General features: G+C 62.2%; 24 protein-coding genes. 23 read left to right on the top strand and 1 reads right to left on the bottom strand.

Annotation, left to right across the window (positions count from 1 at the left end):
• Nucleotides 1-190: 190 nt before the first annotated feature.
• Nucleotides 191-397 (bottom strand): ribbon-helix-helix protein, CopG family, encoded by a 207-nt coding sequence (locus tag ACR2R1_RS19285; RefSeq protein WP_077732441.1) that lies wholly within the window; start codon nt 395-397, stop codon nt 191-193.
• A 431-nt stretch (nt 398-828) separates the two neighbouring features.
• On the opposite strand from ACR2R1_RS19285, the gene ACR2R1_RS19280 reads away from it, so the two are divergent.
• The 23 genes from ACR2R1_RS19280 to ACR2R1_RS19170 all read left to right on the top strand — a co-directional run bounded on the left by ACR2R1_RS19280 (nt 829) and on the right by ACR2R1_RS19170 (nt 21,050).
• Complete coding sequence (locus tag ACR2R1_RS19280) at nt 829-1,206, top strand: hypothetical protein (protein ID WP_434111509.1); 378 nt, start codon at nt 829-831, stop codon at nt 1,204-1,206.
• Between the two features lie 60 nt (nt 1,207-1,266).
• Complete coding sequence (locus tag ACR2R1_RS19275; RefSeq protein WP_156879691.1) at nt 1,267-1,605, top strand: hypothetical protein; 339 nt, start codon at nt 1,267-1,269, stop codon at nt 1,603-1,605.
• A gap of 338 nt (nt 1,606-1,943) precedes the next feature.
• Nucleotides 1,944-2,399, top strand: coding sequence for a GTP-binding protein (locus ACR2R1_RS19270; RefSeq protein ID WP_347258049.1), 456 nt, complete (start codon nt 1,944-1,946; stop codon nt 2,397-2,399).
• Complete coding sequence (locus tag ACR2R1_RS19265; RefSeq protein ID WP_434111506.1) at nt 2,396-3,178, top strand: ZIP family metal transporter; 783 nt, start codon at nt 2,396-2,398, stop codon at nt 3,176-3,178. Before ACR2R1_RS19270 ends, ACR2R1_RS19265 begins: the two co-directional genes overlap by 4 nt.
• Nucleotides 3,179-3,187: 9 nt before the next feature.
• A complete protein-coding gene (locus ACR2R1_RS19260; protein ID WP_156879694.1) occupies nt 3,188-3,859 on the top strand; it encodes a DUF1826 domain-containing protein in 672 nt (223 codons plus the stop codon).
• Nucleotides 3,860-3,869: 10 nt separating this feature from the next.
• Nucleotides 3,870-5,546, top strand: coding sequence for a formylmethanofuran dehydrogenase subunit A (locus tag ACR2R1_RS19255; protein WP_156879695.1), 1,677 nt, complete (start codon nt 3,870-3,872; stop codon nt 5,544-5,546).
• Complete coding sequence (locus ACR2R1_RS19250; protein WP_156879696.1) at nt 5,537-6,523, top strand: CobW family GTP-binding protein; 987 nt, start codon at nt 5,537-5,539, stop codon at nt 6,521-6,523. The genes ACR2R1_RS19255 and ACR2R1_RS19250 overlap by 10 nt, the downstream gene beginning before the upstream one ends.
• A gap of 21 nt (nt 6,524-6,544) precedes the next feature.
• Complete coding sequence (gene queD, locus ACR2R1_RS19245; protein WP_156879697.1) at nt 6,545-6,979, top strand: 6-carboxytetrahydropterin synthase QueD; 435 nt, start codon at nt 6,545-6,547, stop codon at nt 6,977-6,979.
• Nucleotides 6,976-7,800, top strand: coding sequence for a GTP cyclohydrolase FolE2 (folE2, locus tag ACR2R1_RS19240; RefSeq protein ID WP_156879698.1), 825 nt, complete (start codon nt 6,976-6,978; stop codon nt 7,798-7,800). Before queD ends, folE2 begins: the two co-directional genes overlap by 4 nt.
• On the top strand, nt 7,797-9,146 hold the full coding sequence (locus tag ACR2R1_RS19235; RefSeq protein WP_077732430.1) for a CobW family GTP-binding protein: 1,350 nt from the start codon (nt 7,797-7,799) through the stop codon (nt 9,144-9,146). The genes folE2 and ACR2R1_RS19235 overlap by 4 nt, the downstream gene beginning before the upstream one ends.
• Nucleotides 9,134-10,165 (top strand): WD40 repeat domain-containing protein, encoded by a 1,032-nt coding sequence (locus ACR2R1_RS19230; protein ID WP_156879699.1) that lies wholly within the window; start codon nt 9,134-9,136, stop codon nt 10,163-10,165. The genes ACR2R1_RS19235 and ACR2R1_RS19230 overlap by 13 nt, the downstream gene beginning before the upstream one ends.
• Nucleotides 10,166-10,469: 304 nt before the next feature.
• Nucleotides 10,470-10,862, top strand: a complete 393-nt coding sequence (locus ACR2R1_RS19225; protein ID WP_240502649.1) for a DUF3147 family protein — start codon at nt 10,470-10,472, stop codon at nt 10,860-10,862.
• Between the two features lie 74 nt (nt 10,863-10,936).
• Nucleotides 10,937-11,872 carry a chromate resistance protein ChrB domain-containing protein gene (locus tag ACR2R1_RS19220; protein ID WP_156879700.1) on the top strand — a complete coding sequence of 312 codons (936 nt, stop codon included), beginning with the start codon at nt 10,937-10,939 and terminating at the stop codon, nt 11,870-11,872.
• Nucleotides 11,869-13,260, top strand: a complete 1,392-nt coding sequence (chrA, locus tag ACR2R1_RS19215; RefSeq protein ID WP_156879701.1) for a chromate efflux transporter — start codon at nt 11,869-11,871, stop codon at nt 13,258-13,260. The genes ACR2R1_RS19220 and chrA overlap by 4 nt, the downstream gene beginning before the upstream one ends.
• Entirely contained in the window at nt 13,257-13,448 is a 192-nt protein-coding gene (locus tag ACR2R1_RS19210) for a hypothetical protein (protein ID WP_077732426.1), read from the top strand. The genes chrA and ACR2R1_RS19210 overlap by 4 nt, the downstream gene beginning before the upstream one ends.
• A 12-nt stretch (nt 13,449-13,460) precedes the next feature.
• Nucleotides 13,461-15,038, top strand: coding sequence for an ABC transporter permease (locus ACR2R1_RS19205; RefSeq protein ID WP_077732425.1), 1,578 nt, complete (start codon nt 13,461-13,463; stop codon nt 15,036-15,038).
• Nucleotides 14,957-15,796, top strand: a complete 840-nt coding sequence (locus ACR2R1_RS19200) for an ABC transporter ATP-binding protein (RefSeq protein WP_240502648.1) — start codon at nt 14,957-14,959, stop codon at nt 15,794-15,796. Before ACR2R1_RS19205 ends, ACR2R1_RS19200 begins: the two co-directional genes overlap by 82 nt.
• Before the next feature lie 320 nt (nt 15,797-16,116).
• Nucleotides 16,117-17,073: an IS5 family transposase gene (locus tag ACR2R1_RS19195; protein WP_434110401.1), complete on the top strand. Its 957-nt coding sequence runs from the start codon at nt 16,117-16,119 to the stop codon at nt 17,071-17,073.
• A 162-nt stretch (nt 17,074-17,235) separates the two neighbouring features.
• Nucleotides 17,236-17,643, top strand: coding sequence for a chromate resistance protein ChrB domain-containing protein (locus ACR2R1_RS19190; protein ID WP_434111500.1), 408 nt, complete (start codon nt 17,236-17,238; stop codon nt 17,641-17,643).
• A 20-nt stretch (nt 17,644-17,663) separates the two neighbouring features.
• Nucleotides 17,664-18,587 (top strand): DUF1259 domain-containing protein, encoded by a 924-nt coding sequence (locus ACR2R1_RS19185; protein WP_077732422.1) that lies wholly within the window; start codon nt 17,664-17,666, stop codon nt 18,585-18,587.
• Between the two features lie 2 nt (nt 18,588-18,589).
• On the top strand, nt 18,590-19,276 hold the full coding sequence (locus tag ACR2R1_RS19180) for a family 16 glycoside hydrolase (RefSeq protein WP_205780883.1): 687 nt from the start codon (nt 18,590-18,592) through the stop codon (nt 19,274-19,276).
• Between the two features lie 3 nt (nt 19,277-19,279).
• Nucleotides 19,280-20,038 (top strand): transporter, encoded by a 759-nt coding sequence (locus ACR2R1_RS19175; RefSeq protein ID WP_434111497.1) that lies wholly within the window; start codon nt 19,280-19,282, stop codon nt 20,036-20,038.
• A 10-nt stretch (nt 20,039-20,048) separates the two neighbouring features.
• Nucleotides 20,049-21,050, top strand: a complete 1,002-nt coding sequence (locus tag ACR2R1_RS19170) for an extracellular solute-binding protein (RefSeq protein ID WP_434111495.1) — start codon at nt 20,049-20,051, stop codon at nt 21,048-21,050.
• Nucleotides 21,051-21,710: the final 660 nt, after the last annotated feature.

The raw sequence follows: 21,710 nt of genomic DNA, 5'->3' as shown, positions 1-21,710 counted from the left end.
CGTTGACTCTCGCGAAGGCTTTTTAGCGATTCTTCAAATGTGGCACCGAAAAGAATTTCAATGTGGGGACAGATGTTGTGCGACCACAAGTTGCCGATAACCAGTCATTCCTGAAAACGCGCTTCGCTCACCGCAAAAGGTACACTGGCGGACCGGCATCAATCAGAACGCTTCGCGCGCAACTTGGCCTTCACTTTGGCTGAGACGTCTTCCGACACGCTGGAACGCCCGTCGGAGTGCCGCTCCTGACCTGTTGCAACAGGCTTGCCGGGCTCTTGAGCCCTAAAACCCGCTCAAGCGCATCCTTGACGAATTCCGACTTGGTGACGCCGAGGCGCCGGACTTCCTGATCCAGCCGCGCCTCCAACGCCGGATCGAGTCTGACCGAAATAGGCATAGGCTTCACCCATCTTGAAAATACAATCACACCTTACCGACCAATAGGATGTTCGACAAAACAAACGGTAAAGAGCCAAAAGGTCCGGAAAAGAAGGGAAAAAGGACCGGACAGGGCTTGAATGGAAAGGGTACCCGTCCTCCAACAAATGGAATTGGAATATGGAAACGCCTGTAGCCAAACCGCCCACAAATCGATGAACGGTTTCCGTTTGAGTCCACCGGATAATGCTTGCACCATCGGCGCCACATCATCGATACGGACCGCCGATGCGACAGCTCCCCTACCCCATACTGCTTCCGATCCTGGCGCTCATCCTGATGTTATCCGGCTGTGCCGGACACACGAAGCGTCCGTCCGGACCACCTGCAAAACCGGTAGCGAATCGTTCTGACACCCAAGTGAATCCGGCAGTCTCCGGGAACCGTCCGGTGAAGACCCTCGAACCGATCCGGGTCCAAACCGGGCGCTACTCGGTGGTGACGGCGAGGCCCAGCGCCGAACAGGTCAATCCGCTTCTCATGGTCATCGATGTCCGCCTCCCGCGGGACATTTTTACGGTCAGGGACGCGGCGGAGTATCTGTTGCGGCATTCCGGGTATCGGCTTGCCGATCCCGATGAACACGGCCCAAAGGCGCAGGTTCTGCTGAATCTGACGGTTCCCGATGTCCAGCGCCATCTCGGACCGCTCACCGTGCAGGACGCCTTGCGGGTCCTCGGTGGGCCGGCCTTTCGCCTCCAGGTGGATCCGGTCCACCGGGTCGTCAGCTACGAACTCCTCCCGAACGATGAGACGGGAGGTCTCTGATGAACGCATCAGAAGGGCCGGGTCCCCATCTCAGCGTGGATCGTATGGGTCGGAACGGCGATGCTAGCGGTCGCCCGCGGCCAAAAACCCGAGGAGCCCACCCGTCCGGTGCTCGATGGCGAAATGGACGCCCCGGTGACGGCGGAAATCCGCGCGATCATAGAAGCAAGCCCGATCCAGGCCGAAATTTGCGATCTTCACATTTGGCGCGTCGGCAAAGGCAAGTTCGCTTGCATCGGCAACCTGGCCATGGAAGAGGATATTCACCCGGAGTACTTCAGAGGGCTATTACGCGTTCACCAGGAGCTGGTTCATGTCACGGTCGAGGCCAGCAGTGACTCCTGGCCCAGGCTACTCAAGAATGCAGAGGCCCTCCTCGGCGGAGTCATCCGAGGATGACATCCGCCTTGACGCCGGCCAGTAGCCGCAACATAGATCCATGAGCTTGCGGCCCAGATCAGTTATGTTATATAGTCACATAATTGATCTGGGCAGGACGTGATCGATCCATGATGTCAACCCCTGTTTCGCCGCCCATGGAACTGTTTCATCCTCCCATACCTACCACGCTGGCTGTCGCAACCGGGTCATCCCCGCCGAACAGCTGCGTGGAAAGCGGCGATCGTTTCAGCTGTTGACGCAAACAAGCCCTTAAGTCCCGGAACCAACGGAGTAACGTGCGCCTCATTTCCAAATAATGTAACGCTATAACATTTTATATGACTCTTCAGTCGTCGATGCGTACAGCCAACTCGGATCACTTGCCGCGCAAACCGCTCGTTACCGTATCGTCGGGTTTCGCTCGACCTGGCAAGACAACCCTGCTCAATCACCTTCTGTCCAATCGGGAAAAGCGCCTGGTGGCGGTGATCGTCAACGACCGACGCGAGGTCGGACGACTGCCGCACGAGAGGCGCTTCGGCTACCCGGCGATCGACAAATTCGCCCGGAGCGAATTCGGGGGCATGGAGGCCCGCAGAATGAAACACAAGAATGCGTGTGATCGGTCCGCAGGTATCGCAGGACCGTTGCCCACCGACGCGGCATTCACCTTTCGCGGCGAGGACGGCGCAAGCCTCTCCGCCATGGCGCGATCCGCTACGCTGGTCACGGTGGCTGACGTCGGCTCCGAGGTCTGGCGAGCCTGCGAAGACCGTTTCCCGGCGTGGCCTCAGGACGAGGCGGACGCGTGAACGACTGGGTCACCGCGATCTATGCCTTCGCTGCGGGACTGACGGTCAGCCTGGTCTCGTTCAGCGGGTTGTTCGTCCTGTGGATAAAGCCGGAACGGCTGGCGGCCATAGTGCCTAATCTGGTCTCCCTGGCGGTGGGCGTATTGCTGGGCGATGCCTTCATCCATCTGATTCCCGATGCGGCCGCGCGCCACGGCTCGGTGTCGACGGTCTGCATGACCGCCCTCGTCGGCGTATTCGTCTTTTTCCTGCTGGAGAAAGCGGTGCGCTGGCGCCATGACCATCGTTTCGCGCTCGATACCGGCTCCGAAGATATTCGGCCCCTGGCCAGAATGAACCTGATCGGCGATGCCATCCACAACTTCGTCGACGGCATCCTGATTGCCGGCAGCTTCCTGGCCGATCCGATCCTCGGCTTCACCACCACCTTCGCCATCGTGGCCCATGAAGTCCCCCAGGAATTGGGCGACGTGGGCGCCTTGGTCTACGGCGGCTACACCCCGCGGCAGGCCGTGCTCTACAACTTTTATTGCTCGCTGACGGTAATGGCTGGCGTCGTTTTCACCCTGGCCCTGGGTCAGGCGGCCGAATCGTCCCTGATCCTGCTGCTGCCCCTCGCCGCCGGCGGTTTCATCTATATCGCCGGCTCCGACCTGATCCCCGCCCTGCACGAAATTCCCACCCTGCCCGGCCTGGTCGGACAAGCGACCACCTTCGGCCTGGGCATCGGCTTCATGCAAGGCATCGTCGTTTTCGAAAATCTTTTGTTACCCGGATAAGGAGGTTCCATGACCGCATCCGCCCACCGGATCGAACCCGCTCAAAGGGTTTCTTTCGCCGTCCAGTCGAACGATCTGGCCGACCTCGCCCGCATCTACGAGCACGGGGTGAGCCTGTGCCTGATTCACAGGCAACCCGAGGAGCCGCTTCGGAGGTTTGTGATCGAACTCCTGCGAAGCCCGATTGAAATCGAACTGGCCGAAGAAATTCGTTTCGAGCATTTCGATTTCGGCTCGCTGTTGCCGGAGTGCAAGCACATTTCGGGGCATGACGACTGGTGGCGCGATGTCGCCCGCTTGACCGGCGCCTATTGCGACTTGTTCGAATCCGGGCGGGCGGGACTCCGCCTTCGTACCCTGGCCAGGCCCATGTGTCCGCGCTTCCACGTCGATCATGTGCCCGCTCGTCTGGTCTGCACCTACGGCGGCGTCGGCACCCAGTGGCTGCCGGATGACTGCGTGGACCGGACCAAGCTGGGACCCGGTGCGCAAGGGTTGCCCGACGAGGAGTCCGGGCTGATTCTGGATGAAACCGCGATCCACGCCATGCCGCCCTATGCGGTCGGGCTGATGAAAGGCGGCAAGTGGGAGGGCAACAAGGGCCACGGGCTGGTGCACCGCTCGCCCAAGCCGACGCCGGCGGAACCGCGCCGTCTCCTATTGACCCTGGATCTGCTGTGAGCGCCGAACCATGCTGATCAAATTGGCGGGCGGCGAGATCTACGACCCAACCCAAGGGCTCGCGGGAGAAATCCGCGACTTGTTCGTGCGGGACGGCCTTATCGTCTCCGACCCCGGTCCCGGCGCGCGAGTCGACACGGTTCACGACATCTCCGGACATATCGTCATGGCCGGGGCCATCGACATCCACAGCCACATTGCGGGCGGCAACGTCAACACGGCCCGCGTGCTGCTGCCGGAACAGCACCGCAATGTCATGGCCCGACGGTTCGGCCACCCGTTCAGCACGGCTAAATGGTCGAGCACGGACACCGGCTACCGCTACGCCCGAATGGGCTACACCACCGTGGTCGAACCGGCGGTGTTGCCGGCCAACGCCCTGGATGCCCACTTACAAATGGCGGATATTCCGATCATCGACACGGCCGGCCTGGCCATCCTCGGCAGCGACGATTTCCTGTTGCGGCTGCTGCGCGACAAGGCCAGCCAGGCGCAAGTCGACGATTACGTGGCCTGGACCTTGAACGCCACCCGCTGCCTGGGCCTGAAGGTCATCAACGCCGGCGGGGCCAATGCCTTCAAATGGAATGTGCGGTGTTTTGATCTGGATGATGTGGTGCCGTTCTACGGCGTGAGTTCCCGGCATATCCTGCAAGCCCTGCAGCGTGCGGTGTGCGATCTGGGCATTCCGCATCCCGTCCATGTCCACTGCAACAACCTGGGGATGCCGGGCAACGTGGACACCGCCGTCGCCACCATGGAAGCCGCGCAAGGCTTGCCCATGCACTTGGCGCACATCCAGTTCTACGGCTACGGACAGGAGGGCGCCAAAGGCTTTTCCTCGGGCGCGGCGCGCCTGATGGAAGCCTTCCGCCGCCATCCGAATATCACGATGGACGTCGGCCAGGTACTGTTCGGCCGGACCGTGACGATTTCCGGTGATGTCACCGCTCAATACAGCCGCCGGGACGATGCCAGCCCCGGCAAATGGGTGATGTGGGACGCCGAATGTGACGGTGCGGGCGGCATCGTGCCCTACCGCTACCGGGAAAAAAGCTTCGTCAACACCTTACAGTGGGCCATCGGCCTGGAAATCTTCCTGCTGGCGGAAGATCCCTGGCGGGTGTTCTTCACCACCGATCATCCCAACGGCGCGCCCTTCACCGCCTATCCGGAACTGATCCGCCTGCTCATGGACGCCGACTATCGCCAGTCCTGCATGGCACGGCTTAATCAGGAAGCCTTGGCGCTGACCCTCTTGCCGGAGCTGAAGCGGGAGTTTTCGCTCCCTGAAATCGCGATCATGACCCGCGCCGCCCCGGCCCGTTTGCTGGGACTTGGCGACCGGGGCCATCTCGCCCCCGGCGCCGTCGCCGATATCGCCGTTTATCGGCCGCGGTCCGACCCGCGCGCCATGTTCGACGACGCCGCGCTGGTATTGAAAAACGGGCGCGTGGTGGTGCGGGACGGCGAAGTGGTCGAGCGGGTCCATGGGATGGCTCAGATGGTTCAGCCCGGATACGACCACCGCATCGAGCGCTCCGTCAAAGCTCATTTCGACCGCTTCTACAGCTTGTCCCTCGATCACTTCAAAGTAAACGACGTGGACTTCGCCCTCAAGGATGCGGAACGTTTTCGGGCGGTTCCCGTTTCGAACCGGCCAGCAGCGGTGCAAACATGCCGCTAAACCCCAACACCCCGCTACCCGTCATTGTTCTGACCGGCTTTCTCGGCAGCGGCAAGACCACGCTGCTCAACCGCCTGCTCAGTCAGGCGCCACGCACGGCGGTGCTGATCAACGAGTTCGGCGCCACCCCGGTGGACCAGGTCTTAATCGGGCGCCAGGACATCCCGCTCATGACCCTGTCCGGCGGTTGCTTGTGCTGCCAGGTGCGGGGCGCCTTGGCGCCGGTACTCAGAAACCTCCGGCTGGCTTGGGAAAACCCCAATTCGCCTCGGTTCGACCGGATCGTCATCGAAGCCAGCGGCGTCGCCAGCCCCGAACCCATTTTGGACACGCTGCTGCGGGACCGCTGGCTGGCCTCCCGCTACCATCTGCAAGCGGTGATCGCGACGGTGTCGGTACCGGCAGCCGAGGAACAGTTGGACCGTTTTCCCGAGGCCCGTGCCCAGGTGGCTTGGGCGGATGTCCTGGTGCTCACCCACACCGATCGGGCAAGCAAGAATCACATGACGCACCTGGCGGCCCGGCTGGACGAGCTTGCTCCGGCCACGCCCCGGTTCGTCGCGGTGCGCGGCGCCGTCGATCCGGAAACCGTCCTGGCGGCGGTTGCGCCAGATAATCGCCGACTGCCTCCGGGTCAGGATTTGCCCGATCACGGGTTCCGCAGCGTGTCCCTCTACCTGAGTGCCCCGCTTCCCTGGCCGCGGCTGCAAACCGTGCTGGAAGACCTGTTGACCCGGCATCGTTCCCGTCTGGTGCGGGTCAAGGGCGTGGTTCGCCTGTCCGACCGGACCGAGCCCGTCATCGTGCAAGCCGCGATGGGCCGGTTGTATCCGCCGGTTGCCTTGCCGGAGCGTGCCTCCGACGATCGCCTGGGACGTCTGGTTTTCATCGCCGTCGGCGCCGTTCACGAACTCGCCGAGGAACTGATGGCGGCCGTGGGTGGCATCGCGGTTCCGGATGCGATCCGCCTGCATTGACTAACGATCCTATCGCAACCCATGGACATCCATAGCAACGACTCGTCCCTCGCCGCGGCCGCCTCAGGCAAACGCAGCCTTTATAGGCTTCGCGTGCAGGTCCAGTTCTCGTCCGCGCACTCGCTCCGCGATTATCCCGGCGATTGCCGCCGCCTGCACGGGCATAACTGGAAGCTGGAGGTGGAGGTCTCCGCGCGCATCCTGGACGAGCTGGGCATCGCCCTGGATTTCAAGACCATCAAGGCGGAAGCCCGAACGCTTGCCGACAGCCTGGACCACCGCTATCTCAACGAGATCGAGCCGTTCGACCGGATCAATCCGACGGCGGAGAACCTGGCCGGCTGGTTTTACCGCCGGCTCGCCGAACGGATCGACGGGGAATTCGCCCGGGTCAGCGCCGTGACCTTGTGGGAAACCGACACGTTGTGCGTCCGCTATACGGAGGAGGATCGATGAGCGCTCCGATCGGCATCGAAGACGTGCAGGGCCGGGCCGACTCCCGCCGCATCGCCATCGACAGGGTCGGGATCAAGGACATCCTGCATCCGGTGCGGGTCCGGGACCTCAGCCAGGGCGAGCAGCACACCATCGCCCGCTTCGACATGTACGTGAACCTGCCCCACGGCTTCAAGGGCACCCACATGTCCCGCTTCGTGGAGATACTCAACGGTTACGAACGCGAAATCGGCGTGGAGTCCTTCGGCGACATGCTGGCCGAGATGATTCGGCGACTGGAAGCCCAGTCCGGCTACATCGAAATGCGGTTTCCGTATTTCGTCGAAAAGGCGGCGCCGGTCACCGGCGTGCGCAGCTTGATGGACTACGAAGTGGCCCTGGTCGGCGAAATCGCCGAAGGCGAAGTCACGACGCATATCCGGGTGACGGTGCCAGTCACCAGCCTCTGTCCCTGTTCCAAGACGATTGCCGAACGGGGCGCCCACAATCAGCGCTCTCACGTCACCGTGACCGTGACGACCGCTGATTTCGTGTGGATCGAGGAACTGATCGAGTGGGTGGAGGCCGAAGCCTCCTCCCCGATCTTCGGACTGCTCAAGCGTCCCGACGAGAAGTATGTCACCGAATACGCCTACGACCATCCCAAGTTCGTCGAGGACATGGTGCGCGACGTGGCCGCCCGGATGGACGCGGAGCCCCGCATCCTGGCCTACACGGTCGAAGCGGAGAACTTCGAATCCATCCACAACCATTCTGCCTATGCGCGGATCGATCGCGATCTACACCACTCATCTCCCCAACAAAACGGAGCCATGACATGACCGCCATCACTTCGAACCGCATCCCCGTCACCGTGCTGACAGGTTTCCTGGGTGCAGGCAAAACGACCCTCTTGAACCGAATCCTGAGCGAAAACCACGGCAAACGCATCGCCGTGATCGAAAACGAGTTCGGCGAAATCGGCATCGACAATGCCCTGGTCATCGATGCCGATGAAGAAATTTTCGAGATGAATAATGGTTGTATCTGTTGTACGGTCCGGGGCGACCTGATCCGCATCCTCGGCAATCTGATGCGGAGGCGCGACAAGTTCGACGCCATCCTGATCGAGACCACGGGGATCGCCGACCCCGCTCCGGTGGCCCAGACCTTCTTCGTCGACGAGGAAATCGCCTCGCAGCTCCGGCTGGACGGCGTGATCACCGTGGTGGACGCCAAACATGTGCACTTGCATATCGAAGACAGCGAGGAGATCAAGGAACAAATCGCCTTCGCCGACGTGATTCTCCTCAACAAGGCCGACCTGGTCTCGGAACCGGAGCTGGCCGCCCTGGAAAAGCGGGTGCGGGGCATGAATGCCATGGCCCGAATCCATCGTACGGTGAACGGCCAGGTGGATCTGGCCGAGGTACTGGACGTCGGCGGGTTCGACCTCGATCGGGCGCTGACGGTCAAGCCCGGTTTCCTGGATCCGGAATATCCCTTCGAATGGGCCGGGCTGTTCCATCTCGCCGCCGGGGATTACCGCTGGATTATCCAAGACGGCCCCGATCCCGCCATCCGCTTGATTTGGCTGCCGGTGGCCGATGCCAGCGACAGTTGCCTCATGGGTCTGCAAGAGCGCATGGTCCGGTTGTTCTCGGACCCTCCCAAGCGGCTCGCGCCCGATGCCGGCCTAACGGAGGAATGCCTGCACGAGCTGGATCTGAGCGCCGGCGGCATAAAGCAAATTCGGGTTTCGGTCGAGCGGGACGGGCATTACGCCTGCTTCACCCAGCATCATCCCGATGAGTTCGGCATGACCTTCCTGCGCGGGGATCGAGGGGTCGAACCGGTGATGACCCGTGAATGGGAGGCCGGGCACACACATGACGATGACGTGACGTCGGTGGGCATCAGCGAGCCCGGCGATCTGGACTACAGCCGCTTCAACAACTGGATCGGCGAGCTGCTCCGGGAAAAAGGGGCGGATATCTTCCGCACCAAAGGCATCGTCAGCCTGAAAGGCATGGAAAAGAAGCTGGTGTTCCATGCCGTGCATATGCTGTTCAACATGCAGGCCGATAAACCCTGGGGCGACGAGCCGCGCCGCAACCAGCTGGTGTTCATCGGCCGCAATCTGGACCGGCACGCTTTGAACGAGGGATTTCGGCAATGTCTGGCTTGAATGAGAAAGCACCGTTCGAGCTGATCGAGCCGCAATGGCGGGTCGTGGGCGACGATTACATCACCGCTCTGGCCTGGTCGCCTGATGGATCTACGCTGGCAGCGGCATCGGCCGGCGGTCCGATCCTGCTGCTCGTGGGAGAAACCGGAGGGGTCGTTCATGAACTGCCCGGTCACGGCCTGGGAACGCTGGCGCTGGACTGGTCCTGCGACGGACGTTGGCTCGCCAGCGGCGGACAGGACGGCAAGGCGCGGGTGTGGGATGCCGGTACCGGTGCAGAGGCCATGGTACTGGATGGCGGCAGCGGCTGGGTGGAACACGTGGCCTGGTCGCCGCGCGGCGATCTCCTCGCCTCGGCGGCCGGCAAGTTCGTGAAGCTGTGGAAGAATGACGGCGAATTGTGTCGAGTCTACGGCGATCATGCCAGCACGGTGACGGGCTTGGCCTGGCTGCGCGACGGACGCCGATTGGCCACCGCGTGTTACGGCGGGGTCAAGCTGTGGCGGATAGACGCCGTGCAAGCGAAAAAGCATTTCCAGTGGAAAGGCTCGTTTCTCTCCCTGAGCCTTTCGCCGAACGACGAACACCTCGCTGCCGGCTGCCAGGATGCCAGCCTGTTGGTTTGGAATGTAAAGACCGCCAAGAACGTCGGCATGTCGGGCTATCCCGGCAAGATCAGCCTATTGGACTGGGATGCCTCATCCCGATATCTGGCCAGCGGCGCGGACCGTGAGGCGGTGCTGTGGAATTTCTCGGGACCGGGTCCGGCCAATCGGGAGCCCTTTGTGCTCAGCCGCCACATCGACCGCATCGCCGACCTCGGGTTTCATCCGAAGCGGGATGTTCTCGCCACGGTCGGGCAGGATGGAATGTTGATCCTGTGGAATATCCCCGAAGGCATAATGAAGGATCTTTGTATCCTGAAAAATCCGCTGACCCGGCTGGCCTGGAGTCCTCAGGGCAACATGCTGGCCGTCGGTTCGGCAGAGGGCGAGGTCTGCCTGTTAAGCGTACGGTAGATGGACTGAACTCCGAGCGGTCGATTACCACGGATAGCATGAGCAGACTCGCCCTGAAAGTCCGCTCAGTGTAAGCCCTCGTATGTTCGGAGAGAGCAGAGCCTATTCTCATGACATGCGTCCCCTTTCATATTCCCATGGTGATTGGGCCAACGACTTCGAATGCGCTACGGTCTATTGATAGGCATGAATAAAGCACGCCCGCTCCGAGACGTCTGATTTATTCTGAAAGATTCAGAAGGACTTGAATGCAGACGAGTCGGTATGAACACCTACGAGCGTAAGCGCAAACCATAACGAGAAAATGGGTACGATCTTGGCGTACCAACCTCCGCTGCAAGCCGGCAAGCAAATAACACAAACGGCCATGTACCTCAAAGTGTTGATATCCGCGCTGTTGATCGCAGTAATTTCCGAAACGGCGAAACGTAGCAGCCTGGTTGCCGCCCTCATCGCATCACTGCCGATCACATCGATTCTGGCCTTCATCTGGCTCTATGTCGACACCGGGGACACCGAACTGATAACTGAGCTTTCGCGGCAAATCGTCTGGCTGGTGATACCTTCACTGGCCTTCTTTTGGATCTTGCCCCTGCTGCTGGAACGGTCGCTGAATTTCTGGCTGGCACTCGGCCTCGCGGCGATAGCTACCAGCGTGTGCTATGGCTTGGTCTTATTGCTGAGAAACCTGTTTTAAAAGGCGTTTACGCAACTTGAAGCCCTTCAGCTTAATGAGTAGCATAATCTACATTACTGTAGAGAATGCTACACATGTCTTGGCTTTTGCTCATACTGACTCTGCCGACGGAGAACGCCACGGCCCGAATGCGGGCCTGGCGAGCGCTCAAAGCCTCGGGCGCCGCGGTGCTCCGGGATGGCGTCTATTTGCTGCCCGAACGGGACGGCTGTCGAGAGATTCTGGCCGAGGTCGCCGACGATCTCCGTGAGAACGGCGGCACGGCCTATTTGCTGAAGACTGAAGGAAAAGGTGAAGACGGTTTTTCGAGGCTATTTGATCGTTCATCCGAATTCGGCGAATTGCTGGTGGAGATTGCCCAGTGCCGCGCCCGGCTGACGAGCGAAACCGCGCCGGCGACACTGAAACAAGCCAGAAAGCTCCGCAGGACATTTGGACAATTGGCCGCCATCGACTTCGTCCCGGGGGAAGCCCAGAAACAAGCCGATGCCGCATTGCAGGAGCTGGAAAGTTCGGTCAGCCGCTGCCTGTCCCCCGACGAACCGCATGCGGCGGCCGGTGCGATCCCACGCTTGGATATTGCCGACTATCGCGGCCGCGTGTGGGCGACTCGTGCCCGCCCCTGGGTGGATCGACTCGCGAGCGCCTGGCTGATTCGCCGCTTCATCGACCCGGACGCCCGCATTCTCTGGTTGGCTTCACCCGCCGACTGCCCGGAGGACGCGTTGGGGTTCGACTTCGACGGTGCCGCCTTTTCCCATGTGGGCGGCAAGGTGACCTTCGAGACCCTCCTGGCCGGATTCGGCCTGGAGTCGCCACCGCTCGCGCGACTCGCCGGCATCGTGCACTTCCTCGACGTCGGCGGCATCCAACCTCCGGAGGCCCAAGGCATTGAGCGCGTATTGGCGGGCCTGCGTGAAACCAGCGCCAATGACGATCAACTGTTCACGGCCGCCAGCGTTCTGTTTGACGGGCTACTGGCCGCATTTGAAAAGGATTCCGCGCCATGAGCGAAACTTCCCACGTCACCGCACCCACTAAGAACAATGTTCGCCCGGTCGCCGTAGGTTTTTGGGCCGCCTTCCTGTTCTGGCTCAAGCTCGGCTTCATCAGTTTCGGCGGCCCTGCCGGCCAGATCGCCATCATGCATTCGGAATTGGTCGAACGGCGCCGCTGGATCAGCGAGAAACGCTTCCTGCACGCACTCAACTACTGCATGCTCCTGCCGGGGCCGGAGGCGCAGCAACTGGCGACCTATATCGGCTGGCTGATGCACCGCACCTGGGGCGGGATCATCGCGGGAGGGCTGTTCGTGTTGCCTTCGCTCTTGATCTTGATCGGACTGGGCTTGATTTACCTGGCGTTCGGCCAGGTGCCCGCCGTGGCCGGCGTGCTGTACGGCATCAAGCCGGCGGTGACCGCCATCGTTTTGTTCGCAGCCTGGCGCATCGGCTCGCGGGCGCTGAAAAATTGGGTGCTGTGGGCCATGGCAGCCTCGGCGTTCGTGGCCATTTTTGCTTTCAAAGCGCCGTTTCCCTTGATCGTGCTGGTAGCGGCGATTCTGGGCGGCATCGGCGGCAAGTTTGCACCCGGCAAATTTGTGGTCGGAGGCCATGGTGCGGCCAAGCAAAGCTACGGTCCGGCGCTGATCGACGACGATACGCCGGTTCCCGCCCATGCCCGCTTCACCTGGGCCAGCTTGCTCAAGATCATTCTAGCGGGCCTGATCCTATGGAGTGGCGCGATCGGCTTCCTATACGCGCAGTATGGTTGGCACGGCGCGCTCACGCAGATGGGCTGGTTCTTCACCAAGGCGGCCCTGCTCACCTTCGGCGGTGCCTACGCGGTGCTGCCCTACGTCTATCAGGGCGCGGTCGAGCATTTCCACTGGCTCGCTCCGCATCAAATGATCGACGGCCTGGCCTTGGGCGAAACGACGCCGGGGCCGCTCATCATGGTGGTGACCTTCGTCGGTTTCGTCGCCGGCTGGGCCAAGCAACTGTTCGGACCGGATCAGCTTTTTCTGGCAGGCACCGCAGCCGCGGCCGTGGTGACCTGGTTCACCTTCCTGCCCAGTTTCCTGTTCATCCTGGCGGGCGGCCCCCTGGTCGAAACCACCCACGGCAATCTCAAGTTCACCGCGCCCCTGACCGGCATTACCGCCGCCGTGGTGGGTGTCATCCTCAACCTCGCTGTGTTTTTCGCCTACCACGTATTTTGGCCGCAGGGCTTCTCTGGGCGCTTCGATGGCGTTTCGGCTCTGGTAGGCCTGGGTGCGCTGCTGATCCTGTTCCGTTGCCGGGTCGGCGTCATCCCGGTCATCGGCGTCTGCGGCCTGGTCGGTTTCTTGTTCACCTTCCTCAAACCCTGGTTGGCCCAGGCGGGAGTGCTGTTATGAACCGCATCGTCTTTCCGAGGATTACGCTAGGAACTTTCCTTTTCCTGATGTGCGCCATGTTGCCGGCCCGCGCGGAAGCACCGCCGCCTTTCGACCCGGTTCAGGGGGTGATCGACGCCAAGCGGGACGAGGCGGTGAAGACCATTCCCTTCTCCAAAATGCCTGAAGGTATTGCCGTCAGGCATTAAACCACCGGTTCCATGGGTTCGAGACGCCTCACCCTGACCCTTGCGGCAACCTTGTTTCTGGGGCTGGGATTGGCGCCGCTCGTGGTCATGTTCGCATCGAGTCTCACCGTGGACGGAATGTTCGGCCTGGATCGCTATCGGGACCTGTGGGCATCGCCCCGCCTGCCTCGGCTCTTCGGTCGGAGCGTGCTGCTCGCGGGACTGGCCACCCTGGGCGCGCTGGGACTCGGCGTGCCGCTCGGCCTGCTGCTCGGCAAGACCGATCTGCCGGGGCGGCGCCTGTTCGCCGCGGGGTTCATCCTGCCCCTGCTGCTCCCGCCCTATTTCCTCGCGCTCGGCTGGTTCGCCCTGCTGGGGCGGGAGGGTTGGCTCGCCCGCCTGCTGCCCGCTTCAGTGGCCGGAACTCTCTCAGAATGGCTGTTCGGACTGCCGGGCTGTGCCGTAACGCTGGCCACGGTGTTTCTGCCCCTGATCGTGCTACTCACGGCGACCCTCCTCCATAGCGTCAATCCCCGCCTGGAGGAGGCTGCGAGGCTGTACGCCGCCTGGCCGAAAGTGCTTGGCCGCATCACCCTGCCGGCCGTTGGGCCGGGCGTTCTATTCGGCGCTGTCCTGGTGTTTCTGCTGGTCCTGGGCGAACTCACCGTGCCCATGTTCCTGCGCTATGACGTGTACCCGGTGGAAATCCTGACCCAGTTCGCGGCCTTCTACGATTTCGACGCGGCCATCGCGGCAGCGGCTCCGCTGGCGCTGGTCGTGGGCTTGCCGCTGGCGGCGGAATGGCGCTCGCGGCGCTTCGCGGCACCCGATCTTCGGCCGGCGGGAACCTCGCTTTCCATCCGCCTGGGCGCTTGCAAATGGCTATGGACGGTCGGCGTATCCAGTCTGCTTTTGATGCTCGTGGTGTTGCCGCTCGGCGCACTACTGCTTCAAGCCGCCCCGGCGGACTTCGGCGACGCGTGGCGTCGGGCGGGCGATGCCCTCGGGCGCAGCCTGTTGTACGCTGCGCTCGGGGCCAGCCTTTTGACGGCCTTCGGATTTTTTCTGGGGCTTTTGTGGCGCGAGCGGACGCGCGGCGCAGGCCTCACCGAATTCGCCGCCCTGCTGCTCCTGATCCTGCCCAGCTCAGTTGTAGGCATCGGCCTGATCGGACTGTGGAACCAACCTGCGACTGCCGGCTTCTACGCCTCGCCGGGTCTCCTGCTGTTGGGGTATCTCATCCAGTATGGAGCATTGTCCGGGGGCATCGCCCACAGCGCTCTGGCGCGCCTCCCGCCGTCCCTGGAGCAGGCGGCGGCCGTGGCCGGGGCTGGCTGGTGGCGGCGGATCCTGTTCATCGCGCTGCCCCTGAGCCGGCGAGGACTCCTGACCGCCTGGCTGGTCGCTTACCTCTTTTGCCTGCGCGATACCGGACTCGCCCTGCTGGTGTACCCGCCCGGCGGGGACACCCTGCCGGTGCGCATCTTCACCGTGATGGCCAACAGCCCGTTCGGGTTGGTGGCGGCGCTGTGCGCCTTGTTGGTGGCCGCGGCACTGCCGCCGCTCATCCTGACTGGACTTGGCCTTCGCAGAGAGGCGCACTCGCCATGAGCGCCGTCGAGTTCCGGCAGGTTTGGGCGTCCTATCGGGGCAAGCCGGCGGTGCGGGATTTTTCCCTGGACGTGGAAGCCGGCGAGCGGGTCGTGCTGCTCGGCCCTTCCGGCTGCGGCAAGACCACGGTGCTGCGCCTCGCCGCCGGTTTCCGCGTGCCCGAGCGGGGCGCCGTACTGCTGGACGGGGCGGTCGCGGCGGAAGCCGGCCGCCTTGACCTGGAACCCGAACAGCGGGGTCTCGGCATGGTGTTTCAGGACCTGGCCCTGTGGCCGCATCTCACGGTGCGCGGGAATCTGGAATTCGGCCTGAAGGCGCAGGGCGTTGCCAGGGCGGAGCGGGAACGGCGCATCCGGGAAACCCTGCGGTTGGTGCGCCTGGAATCGCGGCCGGACGCGCGCCCCGGCGAACTTTCGGGCGGCGAGCAGCAGCGTGTCGCCCTGGCCCGTGCCCTCGTCACCCAACCCCGCCTGCTGCTCATGGACGAACCCCTGTCCAGCCTGGACTTTGAACTGGCCCTCGAACTGCGCCGCGAGATTCTGGCGCTCCAGGAAGCACTCGGATTCACCCTGCTCTACGTCACCCACAATCTGGACGAGGCGTTCGCCATCGCCCAGCGGATCGTGGTGATGCGCGCGGGCGCCATCGTCCGCCAGGGGTCGGTGGAGGAAATCCGCGCCCACTTCGACCAGGTTCGCCGGGGACTCCTCGCCTCGGGTACTGACGGGACGGCGGAATCGGCCGGTGTAAAGGGATAAGACGGAATGGCATCGGTCAACGGGATAGCGCGCGTGGCGAAGTGGTTAGAACTCAAGAGGTGGACGAACCCGTCCGCAAGGTCCTCATCGTGGATCTCTTGGATGCCATGGGCGCGTGCTACCTGTTTACGCGGCCTTCGCCGCGGCAGGCGTGCTCACGCATACCGAGAAAGGCGCCGATAAAAAACTGCTTCCATAACTCACTGGAGGTCAAACATCATGAAGTGGATCACGCGCGAGAACGTTAAGGAAACTCTGAATAAGTCCCTGGCCCCGATAAAATAACGCCCAACGTCCAATTTTCGACAGGTCGATACCAGATGAAGCAACTCGGACTCAGTGCCACCGTGTTTGTGAAGAAACCGAAGCTGACCAAGCGTCAGAAATTTCTCCAGGACATGGAGCAGGTGATTCCTTGGGGGTTGTGGACGAGCCGGATTGCGCCGTACTACCCGACGGCCGGCCGGGGCAGGCGTCCCTTTCCTTTGGAGACGATGTTGCGCATCCACCTGATGCAGCACTGGTTCGGCTACTCCGATCCGGCGATGGAAGAGGCGCTGCATGACATTCCGATGCTACGCGAGTTTGCCGGGCTGGATGCGGGCGAGGACGCCATGCCGGATGAAACCACGATCCTCAAGTTCCGGCGCCTGTTGGAAACCCATCAGATGGCGCAAACCCTATTCGATGAAACGGCGGCACTATTGGCGGAAAAGGGCTTATTGTTGCGTCAAGGGACCATCGTGGATGCCACCCTGATCGCCGCCCCGCCGTCCACGAAGAACCGCGAGCGGAAGCGGGATGGCGAGATGAGTTCGACCAAGAAGGGTAACAATTACCACTTTGGCATGAAGGCGCACATCGGCGTGGATGCTGATTCAGGCTTGGTGCACACGATGGAAGTCACCACCGCCAAGGTGGCGGACGGGGTCATGACCGATGCCCTGTTGCACGGCGAGGAGCAGGTCGTCCTGGGCGATCGGGCCTATACCCGCAAGGACCGCAATCTGGAGGTCGAACGCCAGGAGGGCGAGCCGGTCTGGGCGTTTCCCTTCAAGCGTAAGAAGGGCGAGGACTTGCCTGCGGAACAAGCGCTTCACAACCGCATGCTGGCCGCGCTGCGGGCGGTGGTCGAACACCCATTCCGGATCGTCAAACGCCAATTCGGCTATACCAAGGTCCGGTACCGGGGACTCTTCAAAAACGGGCAGCAACTCTACCTGCTGTTTGCCCTCGGCAATCTCTACCAGGTGCGGGAGGAGTTGATGGCGGCCTAGGGATCAATCCGTGCATCGTCCCGGAAAACCGGGGGCGAGGGGCGGAAAGAGCGCCGATAGCGGGCGCCAATTGGGGAGGGAAAAACGACCTTTTTCGGCTGGTAGCCCCGGCCGGTTTATCGGAGCCACCAATAAAACGCACTTATTCAGAGCTTCCTTAAGGTGGACCGGGTGGCCTGCCCCTGGCTCATCAAAAAGTTCATTGACCCTGAGGCCGAGTTCTTGTTCGTTCCGGCCGACCAGGTCCTGGCGGTGGCCGAGCGACACGGCGCTATTCCTTTCGATGTCCCCGGCGTGGAACTCGGGCACCACGAGGGCCGGTGCAGTTTCGAGGCGGTCGTGGCCAAGTACCGGATCGACGATCCCGCCGTGGCCCTGCTCGCGAGAATCGTGCACGGCGCGGACGTGAAACAGGACCTCTACGGGCGGCCGGAAGCCGCGGGGCTCAAGGCCATCGCCGAGGGATTTCAGCACCTGGGACTGAAGGATGATGGGGAGATTCTGGAAAAGGAATTCATCGTCTACGAGGCCCTTTATGCCTATTGCCGGCAAACGGTGAACACACTGTGAGACCGATCGAGGTATTCTCCATGAACAGAGATACGATTTACCGCTTGACCGCCATCTTCATGATAACGCTCTTGAACCTCTTGCCCGGCCCGGCTGCGGCGGAGGCCCCCAGCGGCGGGCAAGGGCTCGATACGGCAAGAATCGAGCGGCTGACCGGCGTCAAAGGGAAACTGGACGAAAAGGAGGGCGTATTCAAAGTCAGCCAGCCACGCGCCGATCTCCGGGTGACCGCGGCGGGCGTCAAAATGACGCCGCCCCTGGGGCTGACCTCGTGGGCCGCGTTCATGAAGGCGGGGGGCCGAACCCTGGTCATGGGCGACATGGTCCTGCTCGAAGATCAGGTGAATCCGGTCATGAGCGTGGCCCTCGACAACGGCCTCGAAATCACCGCCCTGCACAACCATTTCTTCTGGGATTCCCCCAAGGTGATGTTCATGCACATCGGCGGCACGGGGGATGAAGAAAAGCTGGCGGCCGCCGTGGGCGAGGTATTCGCCAAAGTCGAGGAGACCCGCGGCGGCCGAGGCGAGGTACCCTTCGCTGCCATCGACCCCGCCCAAACCTCGCTCGATCCCAAGAAAATCGAGGCGGTCATCGGCGCCAAAGGCGAGTTGGCCGGAGGCGTCTTCAAGATCACCCTCGGGCGAACCACGACCATGGAAGGTAACACCCTCGGCAGCACGATGGGCGTCAACACCTGGGCCGCGTTCGCAGGCAGCGACGAGCAAGCGGTCGTCGACGGTGACTTCGTCATGTGCGAGGACGAACTGCAGCCGGTGCTCAAAGCGCTGCGCCGCGCCGGCATCCAGATCGTAGCGATCCACAGCCACATGACCATGGAATCGCCACGAACGGTCTTCCTGCACTACTGGGGCGTCGGCCCCACGGTCGATTTGGCGCGGGCGCTCCAATCCGCCTTGGAAACCCAGAGGAGAAACCCTTGATCATGGCGACAAAACAACTCATCCATTTGGCTGTGTGCCTCGGGCTGTGCACATTCACCGGTCTGGTCTCGGCCGAGGAGAAAGCGGCTACGAGTCCCGCGGTATCCCGGCTGAGCTTCGATGAACTGACGCCGGGCGGCATTCCGCCCGGCTGGACCATCGCGGCCACGAATCCCGGCGGTCCCCCGGCGGAGTGGCAAGTCAAGGCCGATCCCAAGGCGCCGAGCGCGCCCCATGTTCTGGCGATCACGAAGATTCACGACGATTCCGGGGATGTTTTTAACTTGTGCTGGACGAACGCGGTGAAATTCCGGGACGGCGCCATCGAAGTCAGCCTCCGCGCCGACGGCGGCAAGGAAGATCAGGGGGGTGGTCTCATCTGGCGGGTGCAGGACGCCAATAACTATTACGTCGCCCGCTATAACCCCCTGGAAGACAACATCCGCCTGTACTTCGTGAAGGACGGGCGGCGCAAGCAACTGGACAGCGCGAACATCTCCGGCGTGAAATCCGGCGAATGGTTCCGGTTGAAGATCGTTCAGCAGGGAGACAAGATCGAAGCCTATTTGAACGACCGGAAATATCTGGAGACTACCGATAGAACCTTTATGAAGGCGGGCGGGATCGGCTTTTGGAGCAAGGCGGATGCGGCCAGTTCGTTCGACGATCTGGTGGTGACCGCCCGATAATCGATGGGCCGTGGCACGCCGGCGTCCACTCGGTGGGTCTTCTCTTTGGTTTTGGCCGGATCGGCCTCCGCCTTCGGCGGCCCGCCCTTCTTCACCAACGATCCCGACCCGCCGGAACCGGGCCAGTGGGAGATCAACCTGCCCTGGTTCATGGAACGCAGCCGGGATGGTTCGGCGATCGGCGAATTCGTGCGCGTGGACGTCAATTACGGCTACGACCCTTACACCCAGCTCAGCATCGAGCTGCCCGCGCCCTACAGGCTCCCCGCCGAAGGCGGATTGCGCTCCGGCGTGGGCGATGTGCTGTTCGAGTACAAGCGGCGCTTCGGCCTCGACGCCGAAGCGGGGTATTTCGGCATCAACCCCCAGCTCACCCTGCCCACGGGAGACGAGGAAAGAGGCCTCGGCGCGGGACGGGCGAACCTGCAATTGCCGCTGCTCTATCAGAAGCAGTGGGGCGACACCGTGATCTACGGCGATGCGCGTTACAAGCTGTGGGCCGGGGGCGAGGGCAAGAGTTACTGGTTTTTCGGTTTGGCCTTGGAGCACGCCGTGGGCAAGCGGCTCAAGCTCGGCGGCGAGGTGTTCGCCATTACGTCCCCTTCCCCCGGCGGCGAGCCCAACGCCGGCTTCAACCTGGGCGGAAAGTGGGTCATGGCCCCCGGCCGGGTGTTGATGGTGTCCGCCGGCCGCTCGTTCCGGGACGAGCCGGAACTGACTTTGTTCATCGGCCTGAAACTGCTGTTTTCGCCAAACCCTTAAGGAGGCAACGATGACAATGCAACCCTACAGATGGCTATCGCTGCTGCTGAGCCTGGCGCTCGCCCGGACTGCCGTGGGCGCGGAAGCCACGGTCGTGGTCTATGCCAGCGAGGATCAGGTGTTCTCGGAACCGATCCTCAAGGATTTCGAGCGGGATACCGGCATCCGCGTCAAAGCGGTGTACGACACCGAGGAAACCAAGGGTACCGGCGTCATGAACCGGCTGCTCGCCGAGAAGAACAACCCGCAGGCGGACGTCTATTGGGCGAACGAACCGATCCGGGCGGAAGTCCTGAAGCAGCGGGGTGTTTCGGCGCCTTACCGGTCCCCCAATGGCGAAGGCATCCCTAAGGTCTTCAAGGACCCCGAAGGGTACTGGACCGGCTTTTCCGCAAGGGCGCGGGTGTTCATCATCCACCACAAGGCCCGCGTCAAGCCGCAAAGCCTCGCCGCCTATACCGATCCCAAGTGGGCGGGCAAAGGCGTTATTGCCAACCCCCTGTTCGGCACGACCGCCACCCATGTGGCGGCCCTGTTCACGCTGTGGGGCGATGAGCGCGCCAAAGGGTTTATGGACGCCCTCAAAAGGAACGGCACCAAGATTTCCACCAGCAATGGCGAAAGCGCGGACCTGGTGGCCGCCGGGGAATTCGAGTTCAGTCTGGTTGACAGCGATGACGCGGTCAACCGCATGCGCCAGGGTAAACCCGTGGAGATGATCTGCCCGGACCAGGGCGAGGGCGAACCGGGTTGCCTGATCCTGCCCAACGCCGTCGTGCCGATCCGGGGCGCGCAGCACCCGGAGGCCGCCCGCGAGCTCGTCGATTACCTCCTGTCTCCGGACACCGAGCGCAAGCTGGCTTTCGCCGACTGCGCCCAAATTCCACTGCACCCTGGCGTGGAAACCCCGCCCGACGTGCCGAAGCTCGACCAGCTCAGAACCATGCCCGTCGATTACGGGGTGGTGGCCCGAAAGCTACAAGCCATCCAGCCCTGGTTAAAGCGGTGGTGAAGACGCCTCCACAATCACTGGGTCACTATGCCTAGTGCCGCATTGCCAGAGTGAGGCGCACAACTGGCTGCCCGGACTGTAGGCGCCGTCCAATCTTCTCGCTAGATCCAGTAAGCCGCCCCCGCCACGCCCTATTTGTCCACCATAGAAAGGGAAAGCCTGCTGGGCGTGAGCAATGTAAGGTTGAGGCGCGTCGGTCGAGCGGAGGCCGGCCCGTGAAAAAGACTGAACGGCGAAAGTGACACCCCCTCGTGCAGCGCGTCATCATTGCGCTAGCTTTGGACGGTTTCCTGTCACAACCAAACATCCGCTTTGTCTCGGTTTGCTACTGTTCGGAGTCCCTGGCCGAGTGGCTCATTCGGGCACGTGCTGCTCGCTCGACGTTGAGGAAAGCAGTCGTTCGTGACCGACAGGTATTGGACAGACTGAATGGCCGCAAATGGCCGAATTTCAGACAATGAGAGCAGCCTCTATTTCTGGCCATATAGGGCTCTTCCGTGGCTATCGGAAATCTATCTGAACTCATGCTTGGCTCTATCGAGGCGGGCGCCGACGCGATTTTCAGTTCATAGATACTCCGTCTTCTGATTGCCCGCGACGTTCACGTAATGATCATGTTCATGCATCGTGAACATGATCATTACGTGAACATTTCGCTTG

The sequence above is a fragment of the Methylocaldum sp. GT1TLB genome (genome assembly GCF_051027445.1).
Lineage (GTDB): Bacteria > Pseudomonadota > Gammaproteobacteria > Methylococcales > Methylococcaceae > Methylocaldum.
The sequence above is the reverse complement of the archived record's forward strand: the minus strand, read 5'-3'. Positions and strand labels throughout refer to the sequence as shown.